This window comes from Paenibacillus sp. FSL W7-1287 (genome assembly GCF_038004245.1).
In the GTDB taxonomy this organism is placed as follows: domain Bacteria; phylum Bacillota; class Bacilli; order Paenibacillales; family Paenibacillaceae; genus Pristimantibacillus; species Pristimantibacillus camelliae.
On record NZ_JBBORD010000001.1, the window covers coordinates 3,493,043 to 3,510,133 of the forward strand.

The window sequence follows — 17,091 nt, forward strand, 5'->3', positions numbered from 1 at the left end:
AAGCGTTAATTTGCCGACATTAATCCTGCACATTTCCTTGAATATCTGAGCACAGACTGTTCAAACAACAAAAAACAGACTACCTATTATCGATAGTCTGTCGGGTTATTGCTGAAATTGAATATATTATTGAACCTGTATACAGAAGTGGTACGTCCTGTGAATTAGTAATTTTCAACATTTTTTATTCTACTACATTTAATTAGTGCACATTGTTCACGATGCCTTTAAAGTTCACCATGCAGATGCTCGCAGCTTTTCACTACTGTGAGTCCTTCTCCCGCTTCCTCCATGAGATACAGCTTGCAGCGCGATTGCGGCATATCGAATGGCTGGTGAAGGATAAGCATCAGCTCCCCCTCCAACGTATGAAACAGCATGCCGTGTCCGCTGTCTCCGTGAACGAGCGGCTCTAGCTGCTTCCAAGGGCCTTGCAGCTTTCCTGATTCCGAGCGGGCAATCGTCTGCACATACTGCCCGTTGTCATAGCTGGACCACAGCATAAGGAGACTGCCGTCCTGCTTTCTATACAGCTGGCAGCCATCCGTTACATAAACCTTTCCGTCATATCCTTCAGCTGGTCCACCCGTATCCCATGTTGCCTCTGAAGCGTTGAACAATCGAATAGGCTCCCCTATCCCTTCTCTTAGATCATCACTGAGTGGAGCTGCATCAATCGTACCGTCGATCGTCTGAATCCACTCATGACAATAGACCATCCACGGCTTTTTCTGCTCATCCACAAAAAGTGTTCCGTCAAGCGTCATCCTTGACGGATCGATGACAGGAGCATCCTCTCGTATCAGCTCAAACGGACCTTCAGGAGAATCGCTAACAGCAATCGCCGTCCCGCGCCAATGCTTAGCAATTGGAATCGTGTTGTTATCTTCTAGCGGACGCATGCGGTTATGCAGCGTTACAAACAAATAAAACCGTCCTTCGTAAGCATGCACCTCAGGAGCCCAGGTACCATGCATCGGATGTGCCCATACGTTATCTGGAACAGTAAACACAACATACGGACCTTCCCACTCTAATAAATCATTGCTGCGATACGTTAGTACACCATAGCGCTCCATCCCCGTGAATTTAGGGATACCACTTGTATATAAGTAGTAAACACCAGCTTGCATATCGACCCATACATAAGGGTCATGTGCAGGGATGTCGCTCAGCCTTAAGCCTGAACGTGGATTGGATACATCAGATGCTTCATTATAAATCGCCATCTCGTTTCCTCCTGTACAATCGTTTCGTTGCATGCACGTATTAGATTATTTTTCCTTTGCAACTAATATTCGATATAGCTGCAAGTAACCCTGCCTCCATTCAATCCATACTTGCTGATGATCCTTATCAACTTTTTGTTACCCGTAACAAAAAGCCCTAACTAGATATGGATTTGACGCACGTCGCCGCCAATCTAATTAGGACTCTCATTAGTTCAACTTATTTAGTTAGATAAATTCAGCGTTAATGTGATGTGTTCCTTGCCAGCTGGAATGTGAACGATACCGTCGATTAACTCGCCCGCTTCTCCATCGACCGCAGTGACTTGTTTGTCATCGTACACTCGAATAGAGAACGGCTTACCGCTGCCAGCAACTGTAATCGAGATTGTATTCTGCGCTCTCGTCGCTTGCACATTCACTTCTACTGCACCGCTCACATTATAAATGTTCGCTGCAGCGCTCTTTCCATCCTCTAGCTGATATATCGCTATCTGTGCATCCTGAGCATAATCATAATCTGGTCGACTATGATCCGCTCCTTGTACGATAATTGAATTAGGTCGTGCATATAAAGGTAAGCTGAAGAAATCATACTGCTCAGTAAACCACTTGCCGCCCTCTACAACCTTACCACTGATGACATGCGTCCATTTCCCCTCTGGCAAATAATAACGTACCACGCCATCTTCCTTAAGCACTGGCGCTACGAGTAAATGATCTCCCAGCATATACTGTCTATCAATATATTCGACCGCAGGATCATGTGGAAACTCTAGCACCATCGCACGCATCATCGGAATGCCTTGCTCATGAGCCTTTGCTGCCATTTGATACAAGTAAGGCATGAGTCGACATTTTAAATTCGTAAAGTGACGAGTAACATCTACCGCTTCCTCATCATATACCCATGGTACTCGGTACGATTTACTTCCATGAAGACGACTATGACTAGAAAGCAAGCCGAACGCTAACCAACGCTTAAACACATCGTCCTGCGGCTTATTCTCGAAGCCACCAATATCATGACTCCAATACGCAAAGCCTGATAATCCTAGTGACAGCCCGCCACGCAAGCTTTCAGCCATCGATTCATAATCAGAGTTACAATCGCCTCCCCAGTGAACTGGGAACTGTTGCCCACCCGCCGTCGCGGAACGAGCAAATACGACCGCTTCGTTTTTGCCAAGCTTTTCTTCCAATACCTCGAATACAACTTTATTGTACAAGTAAGCATAGTAGTTATGCATTTTGTGTGGGTCGGAGCCGTCGTAGTATACAACATCGGTTGGAATTCGCTCACCGAAATCCGTCTTAAAGCTATCTACTCCTTGATCAATTAGCTGGCGCAAATACCCTGCAAACCACTCACAAGCAGCCGGATTTGTAAAATCAACGATGCCCATTCCTGCCTGCCACATATCGGTCTGCCATACATCACCATTTGGTTTTTGAAGTAAATAGCCATGCTCCATACCTTCATCGAACAGCTTAGAGCGCTCAGCAATATATGGATTAATCCATACACTAATTTTCAAGCCCTTTGCTTTCAAGCGCTTCAGCATTCCTACAGGATCAGGGAACGTTTGTTTATCCCATGTAAAATCAGTCCAATGGAAGCCGCTCATCCAAAAACAATCAAAGTGAAAAACAGATAATGGCAAATTACGTTCAGCCATTCCATCGATAAACGATTGAACCGTTTCTTCATCATAATTTGTTGTAAACGATGTGGTGAGCCATAAGCCAAACGACCATGCAGGCGGCAATGCTGGCTTGCCGGTTAAGTCTGTATATTTCGTAAGTACATCCTTCATATCCGGACCATCGATAACAAAGTACTCTAATGATTCGCCTTCTACTGCGAATTGCACTTTTTTCACTTTTTCCGATGCGATCTCAAAGGAAACGAGCTCTGGGTGATTTACAAATACACCGTAGCCTTTGTTGCTTATATAGAATGGAACATTTTTGTAGGCTTGCTCAGAGCTTGTGCCACCGTCCTTGTTCCACATATCAACCACTTGACCATTTTTCACAAAGGAAGTGAAGCGTTCGCCTAGGCCGTAGACTAATTCACCTACACCTAGGTCTAATTCTTCGCGCATATACGTGTTCGTTTTACCTTCTTTAATGTAGGCCATTGACTTCACTCGACTGCCTGTCAATCGCTCACTGCCTCGGTAGAAGGAAACTTGCCACTCTTCGCCTTTTTGCACATGAGCGCGTAACGAACCACTAGTAAATATAATCTCACTATCTGTCTCTTCGATTGTTACAAAATCTCCTGTCTCTGGAGTCAGCATAAATTGTGGTCCACGTTTTTTTGTTCCTTTAAAGTGGACGAGCTTTACACCGATAATACCCGGTCTTGGTGAGTGGAATATCACTCTTAACATCGGCGTATTTAAAATATTTGAGCGAATAACGATTGGTTTCGGAGATACGTTGACGGTTAGCTTATGATCCTCAACATAATGATCATAGGGCTCAACTGCACTAATTACCTCATACTGCTCACGAATCATCCAATTTCCATCAGTAAACTTCATGCTGTCTTCACCTTTTTCTATGTCTCTTGCGGTAGCTTCACAAGGACTTTATATTTTTCACCCGCTTGGATATCTCTAATGATATGATCCTTCAATATCTGCTCGTCCACAGCAATCGTCATCTCTTTCACATCTGCATGACGCTCGATAACAATATTAAACTCGGCACCTCTAAATTGACGTTGAATCGATGCCGTTTGCCAGTTAGACGGAAGCTGAGGAGTAATCATTAATCCTTCCTTATTGCCTCTCACTCCGAATAGGCCGTCAATAATACAGCGATAAATCCAAGCCGCTGTTCCCGTATTGAACAGATGACTTGATCTACCCGCAGTTCGAGGAATTTGACGATAGGCACCACGGTAATAGTTAGGAATAAATGCTGGCAATTGACCACGATGAACAATATCCTCTAGATCTGGACCAGGTATCATTTTTCTTAATAAGCGATAAGCGTTATCCTGCTCCTCTACTTGATACAGAGCGAAAATATAAAATGCTGCCGCGTGATTGTAGACTGCACCATTTTCAGCGCTGCCTGGATGCTTCTGCGTCACTCGCCCTACGTCCTCACGCATTTTTGTATAAGCAGGCGCTAGCTTTTCCACTCCATAAGGTGTTTCTAGCAGCTCCTCTACGGATTGTATAATCTTCGCTTGCTTATCCTCATCTGCTGCTCCACTCATTAATGACCAGCCTTGAGGATTGATAAAGATTTTACCTTCTTCATCCGTATGAACACCGAACACCACATTATCGTCTGTTATTCCTCTTGCATACCAGTTGCCATCCCATAGATATTGATTCGCAATGGCATTGGTTTGCTCAGCTTCTGCTCTAAAGCGCGCTGCAACATCCGGCTGTTCAGCAGCTTCACATATTTCCGCCCATACATTAAAGGCATAAGCAGAAGCAATCGTTAGCCAACCGGAAACACCCTTACCTTTGTACCCAACCATATTCATAGGGTCACACCAATCACCCTGCTCGATATAATTCAATCCGCGCTCATCTCTCGTCGCTAATAGCCAATTCATCGCGCGCACGATATGCTCAAACACACTAGCTGGCTTTGGATCATCCTGGAATGGGATCATTTCATCCAATATTGAATAATCATTGGTCTCATCCAAATAAGTCATTATACAAATCGGCAACCAGATGCAATGATCGGTATGCGGAACCTGATTGATATATTTCAACTCAGCATCTTTATGCAGTATAATTCCATCTGGCATAGCGCCACTCGCAGCTTGCTGCTGCAGAGCAGTTAGAAAGGCTTGACGGGCAATGGCTCCATCGATATAGCTCATTCCCATATTATCCTGCAAATAGTTACGTGTTTGCGGATCTGTCGTTAGTCGGTTGGTCTGCCCATGATAGTAAATTTGTCTCGGCAACCAGTGATTCACGAATTGATCAAACGAAGCATCCGGCGTTTTTATGTTCATAATGCCTGCGCCGCGTTGAATATATTGCTCATATGTTTGCTTCGCCGTAGCAAAGCCATCCTCGCCTGCTGCATTCGTTCTAATAAAATATTTATCTCTTATATTTGCAATTTCTTGCTTGTTGTTAGCAGGGCCGAATAAAAATCTAAATTGCTGCTCCTCTTGCGACTCTAATGCTATACGATATTGCATGACTGCAGCTGGTGTCTCATAACGACTGTCGCTATTGCTTAACGCTTCAGTTGCTAATGCTGAAGGATTATGGATGCCTCCCTCTCCTTCGAACACCTCCCAATTCGCTTCCCAGCTATGTGGCGCTCTATCAGCTAATAAAAACGTCATATCTTTCAAGTTTTTAATTTTCTCATAATCCTTGTACTTTTGATACGGCGTAATCGAGGTAGCAACGATACCTTGGAGATCTGCCTCATATTGTCCAGATTGATTCATCCAGGACATATAACCAATCGTAAACGATGGATAGATACTGATCTTCCGTTGTTTATTAGAATTATTTTTAACGGTTACTTTCCACATCTCAATCGGCTCATCAGGTGATAGAAAGAGCGACATATTCAACTCAATATCATCAAATACTACTTTCCAGGATATATCAGACTTCCCTACAATAAATTGATATTGATCTGGCATCGCGCGTACTGGCTCATATGGAGCCGAATATAACTTAGAATTCTCTTCATCCTTTATATAAACGAATCTGCCCGGATGATGTGCGTAATAAGGCTGTTCAGGCTGCATGAATGTTTTCGCTTCCAGATTGGGAGCATAGGAATATTTGGCTGGTTCTGGCTGCATGAATTGTGCAACAGCATAGCCTCTACAATTCACATCCATCATCATATGATCGTTCCATAAAAATCCTGATGCTTTGGGCATAACGACCGGACTGTTCAAAATAATATATTGCTCATCCTTTGTTGTTTCTATCATGTGATCTACTCCTTAGCTTCATATTCAAACCAATCATAATATGCTTTTGTCTTATTACGTGAGTAGTTGTACATTGCAATAAATACTCCTGTAAATCCGCCCGCAACCTCTGTTGATAGCAGGCGTGCTTCACCATCTCCAAGCAAGGTCCACTGCTTACCGGCTACTCTGTAATAGAAATGATAGTCTGTCGGTGTTGCCTCGATCCGTAATTCTACATTCGTTCCGTCGATAGGCTCAGAGAGCTTTTCATCTATTAAACTACCGACTTGTCTACGCAGGATAAACTGAGTCTGACCATTAACCTTAGTCAGTGCAAGATCGTAATGATGCTTATCATCCATGAACACCGTTAAGCCCGCTTCGTCGTCCTGCTGCGGTTCATACGCCATACTGACCGTTACCTCACAGCTATGGTGCTGCTGTCTGCGTCCTATAAATGCAGGATACCCTCTACTATCTAATCGATCAGAAGAACCAGCAAGCATTAGCGTGCTATCTTTCTCTGATAAGGACCATTCCGTCTGTTCCTCACTACGGAGAAATGCCCAGCAAGCTTGTAGCTGCTTTTCATTAAAATCATCACGACTAGTTGCCTGCTTCCACTTAGCAACGGGTAGGTTTGGTGCATTCTCTTCTAATTCAACCGTGCCTTGATTGCCAATGATCGGCCATCCGTCTTCTGTCCAATGGACAGGAGCTATAAACGTTTCTCTGCCAATATGATGGCGATATGGATAAGAGACTGGACGAACACCTAAAAACACCGCCCACCAGCTCCCATCTGATGCTTGTACGAGATCAGCATGACCAGTGGATTGAATGCTGCGGCCAGAGCTGCGATGAGTAAGAATAGGATTGTAAGGACATGACTCAAATGGACCATACGGGGATTTACTACGAGCAATTACCTCGGTATGTCCGTACTCCGTTCCTCCCTCTGCACACATTAAATAATAGTAATCGCCTACTTTATATAAATGAGGAGCTTCTGTAAACTTCCCCCCAGTACCTTTCCAAATGAGTTTTGTATCCGTTAATTTCTTACCCGTCTCAATATCAATTTCGCATTGATAAATACCAATTCCTTCTTCTGTCCCTGTGCTTGAAAAATAAACCTTATCATCCTCGAAAAATAGTGATGGATCAATCCCTGACTGATCGACGTAAATCGGTTCTGACCACTCGCCAGCAGGATCTTCTGTCCACACATAAAAATGACCACATTTTGTTTCATTTGTTGTAACCATATAAAAGCGCCCTTGATGATATCGAATCGTTGGTGCCCAGACACCTTCTGAAATTTTTGCTCCTTCTAGCTGCAGTTGACTCTCTTTCGTTAAGCAATGCCCGATTTGCTGCCAATGCACGAGATCTTTACTGTGCCAGATCGGAATTCCTGGAAAGTAACCAAAAGAACTAGTTACAATATAGTAGTCCTCACCAGCACGGCATATGCTAGGGTCAGGATAAAAACCTGGAATTATTGGATTTTGGATCTTCATGTGATCTCATCTCCTACCTGCTAAAATTTCTTCTCTTTCGTATACTACTCTATTTACTTGCATAAAGGCTGTTCCGACAATCAAATGATTTCGTTGGAACAGCCTTATGCTACTCAAATATATAATTTATTATTTCAGTTTATCCCAAGCAGCCTGCATGTTTTCTGTCCATTGCTGTGCATCTACTTTTCCAGCTAGGAATTCTTGAATGACACTACCAAATTCTTGTGTCACACCATCTGGATATTTACCAGAAATATTAGGGAATGCTTCACCGCGGTCTACGTATTCAACTAGTGCAGAAGCGAGAGAACCCATATCTTCTGGAGATGCTTCAATTGTAGATAGAGTTGGAATGAATTTGAAGTTTTTAGTAATATACTCTTTACCCATATCAGAAGTAACAAGCCAGTTCAAGAATAGCTTAGCTTCTTCTTTTACTTTTGAATCTTTATTAACGACTAGGTTTACAGGCACACCAACGGTTACTTTGCTTGTTACTGCTGCGTCATCGCTAATCGGCATTGGCAATACGCCCATATTCATGTCAGGGTTAATGCTGTCGATCATGTTTTGCGTCCAGTTACCTTGCTGCATCATAGCCGCTTCGCCATTAGCAAACATCGTTACTGCCGTATTATGATCAGTAGTCAATGGATTTTTATTACCATAGTCTAATGTTAATTGCATTAGCTTCGCCCAATTTAGGAAATGCTCATTGCCAGCAATCGTAGTCGTACCATCATTCAAGCCATCTATAAATGCATTCGTATCTGGTTGGTTGTTGAATGCTACACTCACACCCTGGCTACCTACTAGCCACCATTCGTAATACGCATTAGCAAATGGAGTAATGCCAGCGTCAGCAATCTTTTTCGCTGCTGCTTCTAGCTCTGAATATGTTTTTGGAAGTGGGTCGATACCTACTTCTGCAAAAATATCTTTATTATAGATATAACCGAAGCCTTCCATGCTTAGAGGCAAGCCATATACTTTACCGTCTAGCGTAACCGGATCAGCTGCTGCTGGAGCAATGTCCTCTACCCAAGGCTGATCAGATAAATCTTCAATACGTTCTTGCCACAGCATTAATTTAGAATAGCCGCCATTAGAGAAAATATCTGGACCTTCGCCAGAAGCAAACTTCGTTTTCAAGCCAGCTTCATAGTCACCGCTGCCGCCTACCGTTTGAACATCAACTTTAATGTTTGGATGCTCTTCTTCAAATGCTCTTGCAAGCTCATGCAAGCCTTCTACAATTTCAGTCTTGAATTGGAACACAGTTACTGTCTTTTTCTCCTGTGATCCACTTGCTGCTTTATTGTTGCCACTGCTACTGTTCGAGTTTGAATTACCACCGCCACAAGCAGCGAGTACGATTACGAGCGTTAACAACAAAGATGACATTTTGACCAATTTACCCTTTTGCATTGAAATAATCCCCCTCTAATTTAATTAATCTATAATAACATGTAAGTTATTATCCTTTGACTGAGCCAGCTGCAATTCCCTCTACAATGTAACGTTGTAAAAATAAGAAAAATACGATAATTGGAGTAATGCCAAGTACTAATGCTGGCAGCGCCAGATCCCATTGCTTCGTATATTCAGAGAAGAATGAGAATGTTGCTAATGGAATCGTTCGCAGATCTGGTTTCTGCAAAATTAGCGATGGTAACAAGTAATCATTCCAAATCGCTAACGTATTCAGTACAACGACCGTCATAATCATCGGCTTCAACATCGGTAATACAATTCGGAAAAATACACCAATGCGTGTTGTACCGTCGACCGTAGCTGCTTCTTCAATTTCTAACGGAATGGATTTTACAAATCCATGAAAGAGGAAGACAGCCATCGGCGTACTTAAACCTAAATAACTAATAATTAGCCCTGCTTTCGTGTTCATTAAATTTAACTCGCTAATGACACGAATTAACGGCATCATGATCGTCTGAAAAGGAACGACCATTGCGGCTACTAATACGAGTAGAAAAATCTGATTAAAAAGCGTATTAGCACGAACCATGCGATAAGCAGCCATACAGCTGATGAGCGCGATTAACGCTACACCAATAACGGTGATCACAAGGGAATTTGTAAATGCTTCAGGAAAGCGAGTCAATGACCATGCCTTTGAGTAGTTTTCCCATTGAAATACTTGCGGCCAGCTTGCCGCATCCGACATAATTTCACCGAATGGCTTTACGGAGTTAACAAAAAGGAAGTAAAACGGTGCGAGAAAAACGAGTGAAACTAGCACCATCCCTATTTCAAGAATAAGTGTTCTACCAGTGTATCGTTTCATCGTTATGCCTCCACCTCCTTGCTTTTCGTTACGCGAACCTGAATTAAAGTAATAATAGCTACGGTTACAAAGAATAATAGTGCTTTCGCAGTACCTAACCCGTAACGGTTGTTTTGGAAAGCTTCATTGTAGATATTCATCGCAACAGATTCCGTCGATTTGTACGGTCCACCTGCGGTCAACGATAAGTTAATATCAAAGATCTTGAATGACCAGGAGATAGCTAAAAATAAACAAATCGTAACAGCTGGCATAACCAATGGAATCGTAATATTGCGAAGCAACTGCCAGCGGTTAGCTCCATCTATTTCTGCAGCTTCAACAATTTCCTTAGGTACATTCGTTAAAGATGAGATGTAGATAACCATCAAGTAACCAGCTTGATGCCATACAAACACAATGACAATCCCCCAGAAACCAGTCGTAGGATCACCAAGCCAAGCTAGTCCAAAAAACGACCAATCTGTCAGCCTATAAACGGTATCAAACCCTTTAATAAAGATAAACTGCCAGATAAAGCCCAGTAATAAACCGCCGATGACGTTCGGCATAAAGAAGACCGTCCGCATAATGTTTCGTAATTTTAATGCATTCGTTAATACGTAAGCAAATCCGAAGCTCACGACATTAACTAGAACTACACCAACAATAGTGAACTTGGTGGTAAATATGAATGACTCCCAAAAGTTAGAATCATTTGTGAATAGTGTTTTAAAGTTGCTCAACCCTACCCAGTTGACTGTTTTCGCAATCCCATTCCAATCCGTCAATGAATAGTACATCCCTAATAAAAATGGTACTATGAGAATAAGAACGAAGAATATGAACACGGGTCCAACAAAGAACGTTTGTAGTCCCCATTCCATCTTTCTCTTTTTCATGCGGTATCTCCCTTCTTCTGTCTTGCTGCTAAAGTATCTTCATTATAAGGACTAGAAGAACAGACAAATACCTACTAGAGTGAACTAAAAGGGGTAAAATATTGATTGGGGAGTGTTAAATTGAAGTTCAAAACGATACGAAGCAAGCTCATTATCTTTTTATTACTGGCAACGATCATACCCATTTCGGCGACGATGTTAGTCAGTTACCATTACACGAGTGAGTCGCTAAAGAAAAGAATGGCTACCGAAAATATGAATTTACTATTTCAAGGGGCGAATAATTTATCAACGCTATTAGATAATTTAAACCGAGCGAGCTCTAATATTTATACGATACAGTCCCTTATTCAAGGCGGCTATAACGATAGGTATAGTGAATCACGTGTTTATGATGCACTACTGTACATGACCAGTGTTGTCCCTGATGTGTATCAAGTGTATTTGTACGAGAATAAAAATAACAAGGCTACACTTGTTACATTAAACACACCTAGCCGAAACTATAATATTGATGTCCATCCTTCCACCGATTCCGACGAGCATTTACTGCCAACTCATCTAAGCCATACATACGGATTAACTTCGTTAACGGCTAATCATACCGCTCGTCATGTATTTACATTGCAAAATAAAATACAAAAGATCCCATCCACCGAGGTGATCGGACATTTGGCGATAGATGTTGATATTAAGGCAATTACGAGCATTGTTCACAATCTATATAATCCGGGTGCTGAAAAATTTTATATTATCGATCATAATAAACAGCTTATCTATAGTGATGATGAGACGCAGTATGGACAAGCCTTTGCTAGTGCTTGGTATGACGAGGGCGTACAAGCTAATGAACAGCTGCAAAGCTATTTTGAGGCAGAAGATAGCTTATTTGTTTATCACAAAATAAAAAACAATTTAACGGATTGGACATTAGTGAAGGAGATACCTATTGCTTATTTAACGAAGGAAGCTAAAAATGCTGCGGCTATTAACATCCTATTGTTAGCGATCTCCTTAATTACGATTATTGGGGCGACTATGATCATCTCGATTCGTCTTACTATGCCAATACGTCAGCTTTCTAGATATATGAGTTTAATTCAAAGCGGACAATTAGATGTCGCTATTCCATCTGTGAAAAGCCATGATGAGATTAGTAATATTATTAACCGTTTCCGTGAAATGATGAATACGATTAACAACTTAGTTTTACGGGAGTACAAGTTGGAGCTATCCAGCAAAAATAATCAGCTTAAAGCAATGCAAGCGCAAATAAATCCGCATTTTCTCAATAATACGTTGCAAATTATCGGGACATTAGCTTTAGAGCAAAACAATATGAGAATCTACAAGCTACTATCCTCACTAGCTAAAATGATGAAGTATAGTATGCACAACAACAATAAAGTCGTTAAATTAATCGATGAGCTTGATCATGTCAAAGCTTACATTGAGCTGCAAAAAGAGCGCTATGAAAATCAATTTAACGTACAATTTAATATCGATGAATCTTTACTGTCAATGCCGGTGCCGAAGCTTATCCTACAGCCTATTGTAGAGAACTACTTCAAGCACGGCTTTCAGCGCAACACCGACAATCAGCAGCTATTGATTCAAGTAAGCGCACTTCCCGCGCATACGATTTGTATTAAAATAAGCAATAATGGGTTACCCATTGCGCCTGAGAAATTGGAGGAACTACATCAGAAGCTGGAGTATACCTCAAGCAATTTACTGAGCCTTGCGGAGCATGATAGCGATGAACCATCATCCAATCCATCCATTGGATTAAATAATGTTCTGACCAGATTAAAGCTACTTTATGATAATAAAGCTACCTTAGACATTGACAATAACCCCGAAAACAAAGGGACTATTGTCGTAATCATTTTTCCTGCACAAGTGAAATTGGAGCGTGAATAAAATTGAGAGCATTAATAGTAGATGATGAATCTCGTGTAAGAAAGGCGATTCGACTATTAGTCAATTGGGAAGAACACGGTATTACCGAAATCGAAGAAGCAGAAAGCGGAAAAAAAGCAATTGAGATGATGAGTGAGTTTAAACCACAGCTTGTCATTACCGATATGATGATGGATGATGGTGACGGCATTGAGCTAATGACTTGGATCGAAAGCTTCTCAAAAACTTGTAAATTCATCGTAATAAGCGGGCATGATGATTTTGAATATATGCGCCACACCGTTCAATGCGGCGGAATCGATTATATATTAAAGCCAATTGATGATGATATTATTAATACCGCTGTAGCTACAGCAACGAAGGCTTGGTTAGCCGAAGAGCATACGCGCCAAGTTCATTTGGAGCAATCGATTAAGCTTAATGAGCTGAAGCCAGTACATGATGAGAAGCTTCTATCTCGGCTAATCGATGATCCTACCAATATTCACTATACCGTTCAACGATTGCAAAGAGAGCGTGTCATTCCTGACCAGATTAAGAATGCACAGCTCGTTATACTACAAATTAACAACGCAGATGAACCTCTATTAAACAGGTTCGGTAACGATATCGATCTATTGCTGTACACGATTGAAAATATTTGCAATGAGTGCATTGGCGGGAATACAAATGGTATTGCGTTTAACTACTGGGGCTCATTTGAGCAAATCCTCCTATTATTATGGGATCATAAGATTGATGCAGCTCATGTCACTAACCAAATAAATGATGCAATACAGATGCTTTTTTCCCGCAAATTCCATTTTGGAACAACGACGATGGGTAAATTTCCATCTAGTTTAGCTAATCAATATGATGAAGCGATTCGCGCTTTGAATCATCGTAACTTGCTTGATTTCACGACCTATTTGCACAATGTCCGTGAGGTACAACAGTTCAAAGGCCGCACCAGCTATTCGTTTGCAGACGTTCGAGAGGAATGGAGAGTTGCCTTAATAAGCGGCAATCTACACTTCATTGAGCAATACTCCACCTCTTGGCTGCAGCAATTTGTAAATAGCGGCTATATTAGCCCTTATATTTTACAGGCATGGTTAGAGGATATGTTTAGCTTCCGCCACTCCTTATTACAAGAGATTTCGAGCAATCAGAAAAATGAATTGCTATCACTACTGGAGCAGCAGGATAAATTAAATATTCCTCCGAGCATACACGATTACAGCATTAAAATACATGATTGGCGACAATGGGCACTACAATTTAACCTCGATCTGTCACAAGCCATCACTAGTATTCAGCAGAATAAGTCTCGTTCGTTTTCTGATATCGTGTCATATATCGAGCTGCATTATAATGAGGAGCTTACACTGCAAGATATTGCTGATACGTTCCTCATTAGTCGAGAATATATTTCAAGAAAGTTCAAACAGGATTATGCCATTAGCTTCACAGAATATTTAACGAGCTTTCGCTTAAACAAAGCCAAAGCATTACTGCGTAATCATAATCTGAAGCTAAATCAAATCGCGGAAATGGTCGGCATTGCAGATGTAAAATACTTTAGCAAGGTGTTCAAGAAGCATGAGGGCTTGACGCCAAATGAGTATCGTAAAACATTCGTGAATCGGTAAAGTATGATACACCTGTGCTATTCATAATTGCAGATGTAAAAAGAGAGCAGCCCTAGAAAAGCATTAATTGCTTCTAAGGCTGCTCTCTCGCTATTTACTGCGTGTAATCGTTAGAGATACTGGTCCAATAATACCTGAAGGCAATGAAAGACCATCATAGCTATTCGCTAGGCTGTTTGTTACTTCAACTTGTAGCTCATTATGACTCTGCAGCAGTTCGGGCTTTAGCTGAAACACGTACGGCTTCCACATCCGAACGCCAAGCTCCTGTCCGTTAACCGATAGCCGCGCAATTTCATGCACTTCCCCTAGATCGAGCTCAATGCTTCCTTCTCTTACATCGTCAGGCAGCTCAAAGCTTCTCGTATAGATGACGCTGCCAGAATAATGCTCCAGTCCTGCCCACTCAGTCCATGAAGCCAAGCTGCTCAGCTCCTTGCTGCATGCATCAAGATCAATATGCCAGTCCTCAGAGAGATCAATTGTTTCTGTCCTCGTCTCACGCTCGAACGACTCAACCTTGTCATTCTGCTCGCTCAACTCGCTTGGTTCAACATCGGATTTATCCACTGTAGCTGTAACACTCCCCAATCTATCCCATGCGATAACAATGCATTCTCTGCGTGCAACACTGACCTTAATAGCCTGCTTATCTCCTACACATGAATATTGTGCAGCTTCAAGCTCCCCTGTCCACGGATACCAAATTTCTGGTGTTCCAGCGAAGCTTACAAGCAGCTTACCTTCGTAGCTAGTCTCCCCTTCATTCACGACGACAAGCAAGTTCGTTCCTTCCTTGGTAATTCGACTGATCCGTATCGTTGGCTGTGCTGGTTGAAGCTTAAAGGCATTGATACGATCTAGGCTTGTTGCTACGAGATCTGCTGCCTCTTCTGCATCGAAAGCTCGCTGCTGACCAATGACACCGAGCCCTTCTTTCTCGTCCTTCCATTCAATCACTTTGCCGCCTTGCTGGACAAATTCCGCTAGCATCTCCTCGCACGCTTTACTGTAACGACGTCCGTCTTCGATGACAATGATGCTATACCTCTGTTTAGCGATATGTATCGTTCCGTCAACGATGTGGCTAGCATGGAGCAGCAGCTCTTCCTCTAAATAGTTAAATTCAATCTGCCGCTCATATAACGGTTTAACGATTCTCCAGGGCAGGTAGGAAGCTTGCGCCAGCACCGCAACCTCCGCACCATTCACGCTGTCGGTCATAAGCCAGCTCATCCGCTTCATGTATCTTGCAAACTGAGCATACTCTGACCACCATATGTTGTTGGGGCCAACGTCAGGTGGTCGTTCATCTCTACGCTCCCCGCGTATTGAATAATAAAAGGCGTGAGGGACAATGAGGTTGACCCCTCTAACGAATAGCCAATCCAAATACCACTTCATATTATCCGCTGTTAATGACCATCCACCTTCACGTCCGCAAACACCAAAGCTTTCGTTCAGGTTACGGCGTCTGCTTCGATGTCGCGCAGCATCAGAGGAGCATTTGCCCATTGTGCTGTGCATGCCGGTAATCGCTTTATCATCCTCAGGAGCAACATAACGCCACACGATATCCTGACCTGGAATATGGAAATGCTCCAATAGCCCAATATCATCACTAGCTGCGGGATGTCCAGTCAATCCAATGCCATGCGCCTCGCACCAATCAGCAAGCGGCTTGTAATAGGTACGCGAAAGTCGTGCTTGAACAAGCTTCTTATAATAATGACGTATCCGCTCCGCCTCCTCTCCGGCTTCGAACCAAAGCGCTGGAAGCTCCTCCTCACGCCCACCACCTGCTAGAAACTCTTCCATAAAGCCTGTAGTCCAAGGCATTAAGCCTTCCTTATGTCCTCTGCCAAGCAAATCCGGCTCATCCGTAAACATAGCAAATATCGTTGTTCCAAAATATTGCTGCAGCTTCTCATAATAACGTTCATGCGTCAATGCAATAAAGGTGTTCGTCGCCTCTGGATTCAACAGGTCAGCAGCTAAAGGTGCATCTGGCTCTCCATCATCCTGTCCGGGGTGTACACCTCGAATCGTTCCTTGGGAGTAGGTATCAACGAGCAGCAATACCGACCAGCTTCCTTTATTCGGTGGAGTAAATTCAATATGATCGCTGCCTTGCTCAAGCTTGAGCACAATGGTTCGTTCCATCGTTATTTCTTGCTCAGTTAACTTACAAACGGCTTGCGCAGAAACGAGCTTCTCTCCTTGCGACAGATCAATAGTTAGCTTAAATGTCTCGTTCTCTTCTCCGCATGCATACTCTCGAAGCTGCAAAGCACGGCTAGCGTATTCTGGATTATGCTGGACAACCATCCCACATGCCGAACCAGAAGGGTACATTCCTTCATCATAGAGAATGACCTTCATTCCAAGTCGCTGCGCCTCGGCTACTGCCGCTTCGACCAATTCCATATATGATTCCGATAGATAAGGCATCGTTCGAGGCAATCCCATCCGAGGATGGATAACAAAGCCTTCTACTTCCTTCGCACGGAAATCGTGAATTTGTCTAATAATTTCAGACTTAGACAGCTCATCGTTCCAAAACCAGAACGGGATTGGACTAAATTCGCTTGGTGGATTAATAAATGTCTGCTTCAAGCTTTCAAGTAGCTTCATCGTTCTCGTCGACACCTCGATCCTCG

10 protein-coding genes are annotated in these 17,091 nt (G+C 42.6%); 2 read left to right on the top strand and 8 right to left on the bottom strand.

Annotated features, from left to right (window positions below):
• Positions 1-227: 227 nt before the first annotated feature.
• The 7 genes from NSQ99_RS15810 to NSQ99_RS15840 form a co-directional block, all read right to left on the bottom strand.
• Entirely contained in the window at positions 228-1,229 is a 1,002-nt protein-coding gene (locus NSQ99_RS15810) for a glycoside hydrolase family 43 protein (protein WP_340837719.1), read from the bottom strand.
• 224 nt (positions 1,230-1,453) lie between these two features.
• The gene (gene yicI, locus NSQ99_RS15815; RefSeq protein ID WP_340837721.1) at positions 1,454-3,781 is read right to left on the bottom strand and encodes an alpha-xylosidase; all 2,328 of its coding nucleotides are present in this window, start codon (positions 3,779-3,781) and stop codon (positions 1,454-1,456) included.
• 17 nt (positions 3,782-3,798) lie between these two features.
• Positions 3,799-6,183, bottom strand: a complete 2,385-nt coding sequence (locus NSQ99_RS15820; RefSeq protein ID WP_340837725.1) for a GH36-type glycosyl hydrolase domain-containing protein — start codon at positions 6,181-6,183, stop codon at positions 3,799-3,801.
• Positions 6,184-6,188: 5 nt separating this feature from the next.
• Complete coding sequence (locus tag NSQ99_RS15825) at positions 6,189-7,688, bottom strand: glycoside hydrolase family 43 protein (protein ID WP_340837727.1); 1,500 nt, start codon at positions 7,686-7,688, stop codon at positions 6,189-6,191.
• 129 nt (positions 7,689-7,817) lie between these two features.
• A complete protein-coding gene (locus NSQ99_RS15830; protein ID WP_340837729.1) occupies positions 7,818-9,119 on the bottom strand; it encodes an ABC transporter substrate-binding protein in 1,302 nt (433 codons plus the stop codon).
• 49 nt (positions 9,120-9,168) lie between these two features.
• Positions 9,169-9,996: a carbohydrate ABC transporter permease gene (locus NSQ99_RS15835; RefSeq protein ID WP_251666256.1), complete on the bottom strand. Its 828-nt coding sequence runs from the start codon at positions 9,994-9,996 to the stop codon at positions 9,169-9,171.
• 2 nt (positions 9,997-9,998) lie between these two features.
• On the bottom strand, positions 9,999-10,877 hold the full coding sequence (locus NSQ99_RS15840) for a carbohydrate ABC transporter permease (RefSeq protein WP_251666257.1): 879 nt from the start codon (positions 10,875-10,877) through the stop codon (positions 9,999-10,001).
• 120 nt (positions 10,878-10,997) lie between these two features.
• Between NSQ99_RS15840 and NSQ99_RS15845 the strand changes: the two genes are divergently transcribed.
• Together NSQ99_RS15845 and NSQ99_RS15850 are read left to right on the top strand one after the other, a co-directional pair.
• Positions 10,998-12,800: a cache domain-containing sensor histidine kinase gene (locus NSQ99_RS15845; RefSeq protein WP_340837731.1), complete on the top strand. Its 1,803-nt coding sequence runs from the start codon at positions 10,998-11,000 to the stop codon at positions 12,798-12,800.
• Between the two features lie 2 nt (positions 12,801-12,802).
• Positions 12,803-14,431, top strand: coding sequence for a response regulator (locus tag NSQ99_RS15850; RefSeq protein ID WP_340837733.1), 1,629 nt, complete (start codon positions 12,803-12,805; stop codon positions 14,429-14,431).
• A gap of 90 nt (positions 14,432-14,521) precedes the next feature.
• On the opposite strand, the gene NSQ99_RS15855 is transcribed toward NSQ99_RS15850, so the two are convergent.
• On the bottom strand, positions 14,522-17,065 hold the full coding sequence (locus NSQ99_RS15855) for a glycosylhydrolase-like jelly roll fold domain-containing protein (protein WP_340837735.1): 2,544 nt from the start codon (positions 17,063-17,065) through the stop codon (positions 14,522-14,524).
• Positions 17,066-17,091: the final 26 nt, after the last annotated feature.

What these genes read in the sequence shown, in the direction of transcription:
- yicI (WP_340837721.1), bottom strand. Translation starts at nt 3,781, where the DNA reads ATGAAGTTTACTGATGGAAATTGGATGATTCGTGAGCAGTATGAGGTA.
- NSQ99_RS15810 (WP_340837719.1), bottom strand. Translation starts at nt 1,229, where the DNA reads ATGGCGATTTATAATGAAGCATCTGATGTATCCAATCCACGTTCAGGC.
- NSQ99_RS15835 (WP_251666256.1), bottom strand. Translation starts at nt 9,996, where the DNA reads ATGAAACGATACACTGGTAGAACACTTATTCTTGAAATAGGGATGGTG.
- NSQ99_RS15820 (WP_340837725.1), bottom strand. Translation starts at nt 6,183, where the DNA reads ATGATAGAAACAACAAAGGATGAGCAATATATTATTTTGAACAGTCCG.
- NSQ99_RS15825 (WP_340837727.1), bottom strand. Translation starts at nt 7,688, where the DNA reads ATGAAGATCCAAAATCCAATAATTCCAGGTTTTTATCCTGACCCTAGC.
- NSQ99_RS15830 (WP_340837729.1), bottom strand. Translation starts at nt 9,119, where the DNA reads ATGCAAAAGGGTAAATTGGTCAAAATGTCATCTTTGTTGTTAACGCTC.
- NSQ99_RS15855 (WP_340837735.1), bottom strand. Translation starts at nt 17,065, where the DNA reads ATGAAGCTACTTGAAAGCTTGAAGCAGACATTTATTAATCCACCAAGC.
- NSQ99_RS15840 (WP_251666257.1), bottom strand. Translation starts at nt 10,877, where the DNA reads ATGAAAAAGAGAAAGATGGAATGGGGACTACAAACGTTCTTTGTTGGA.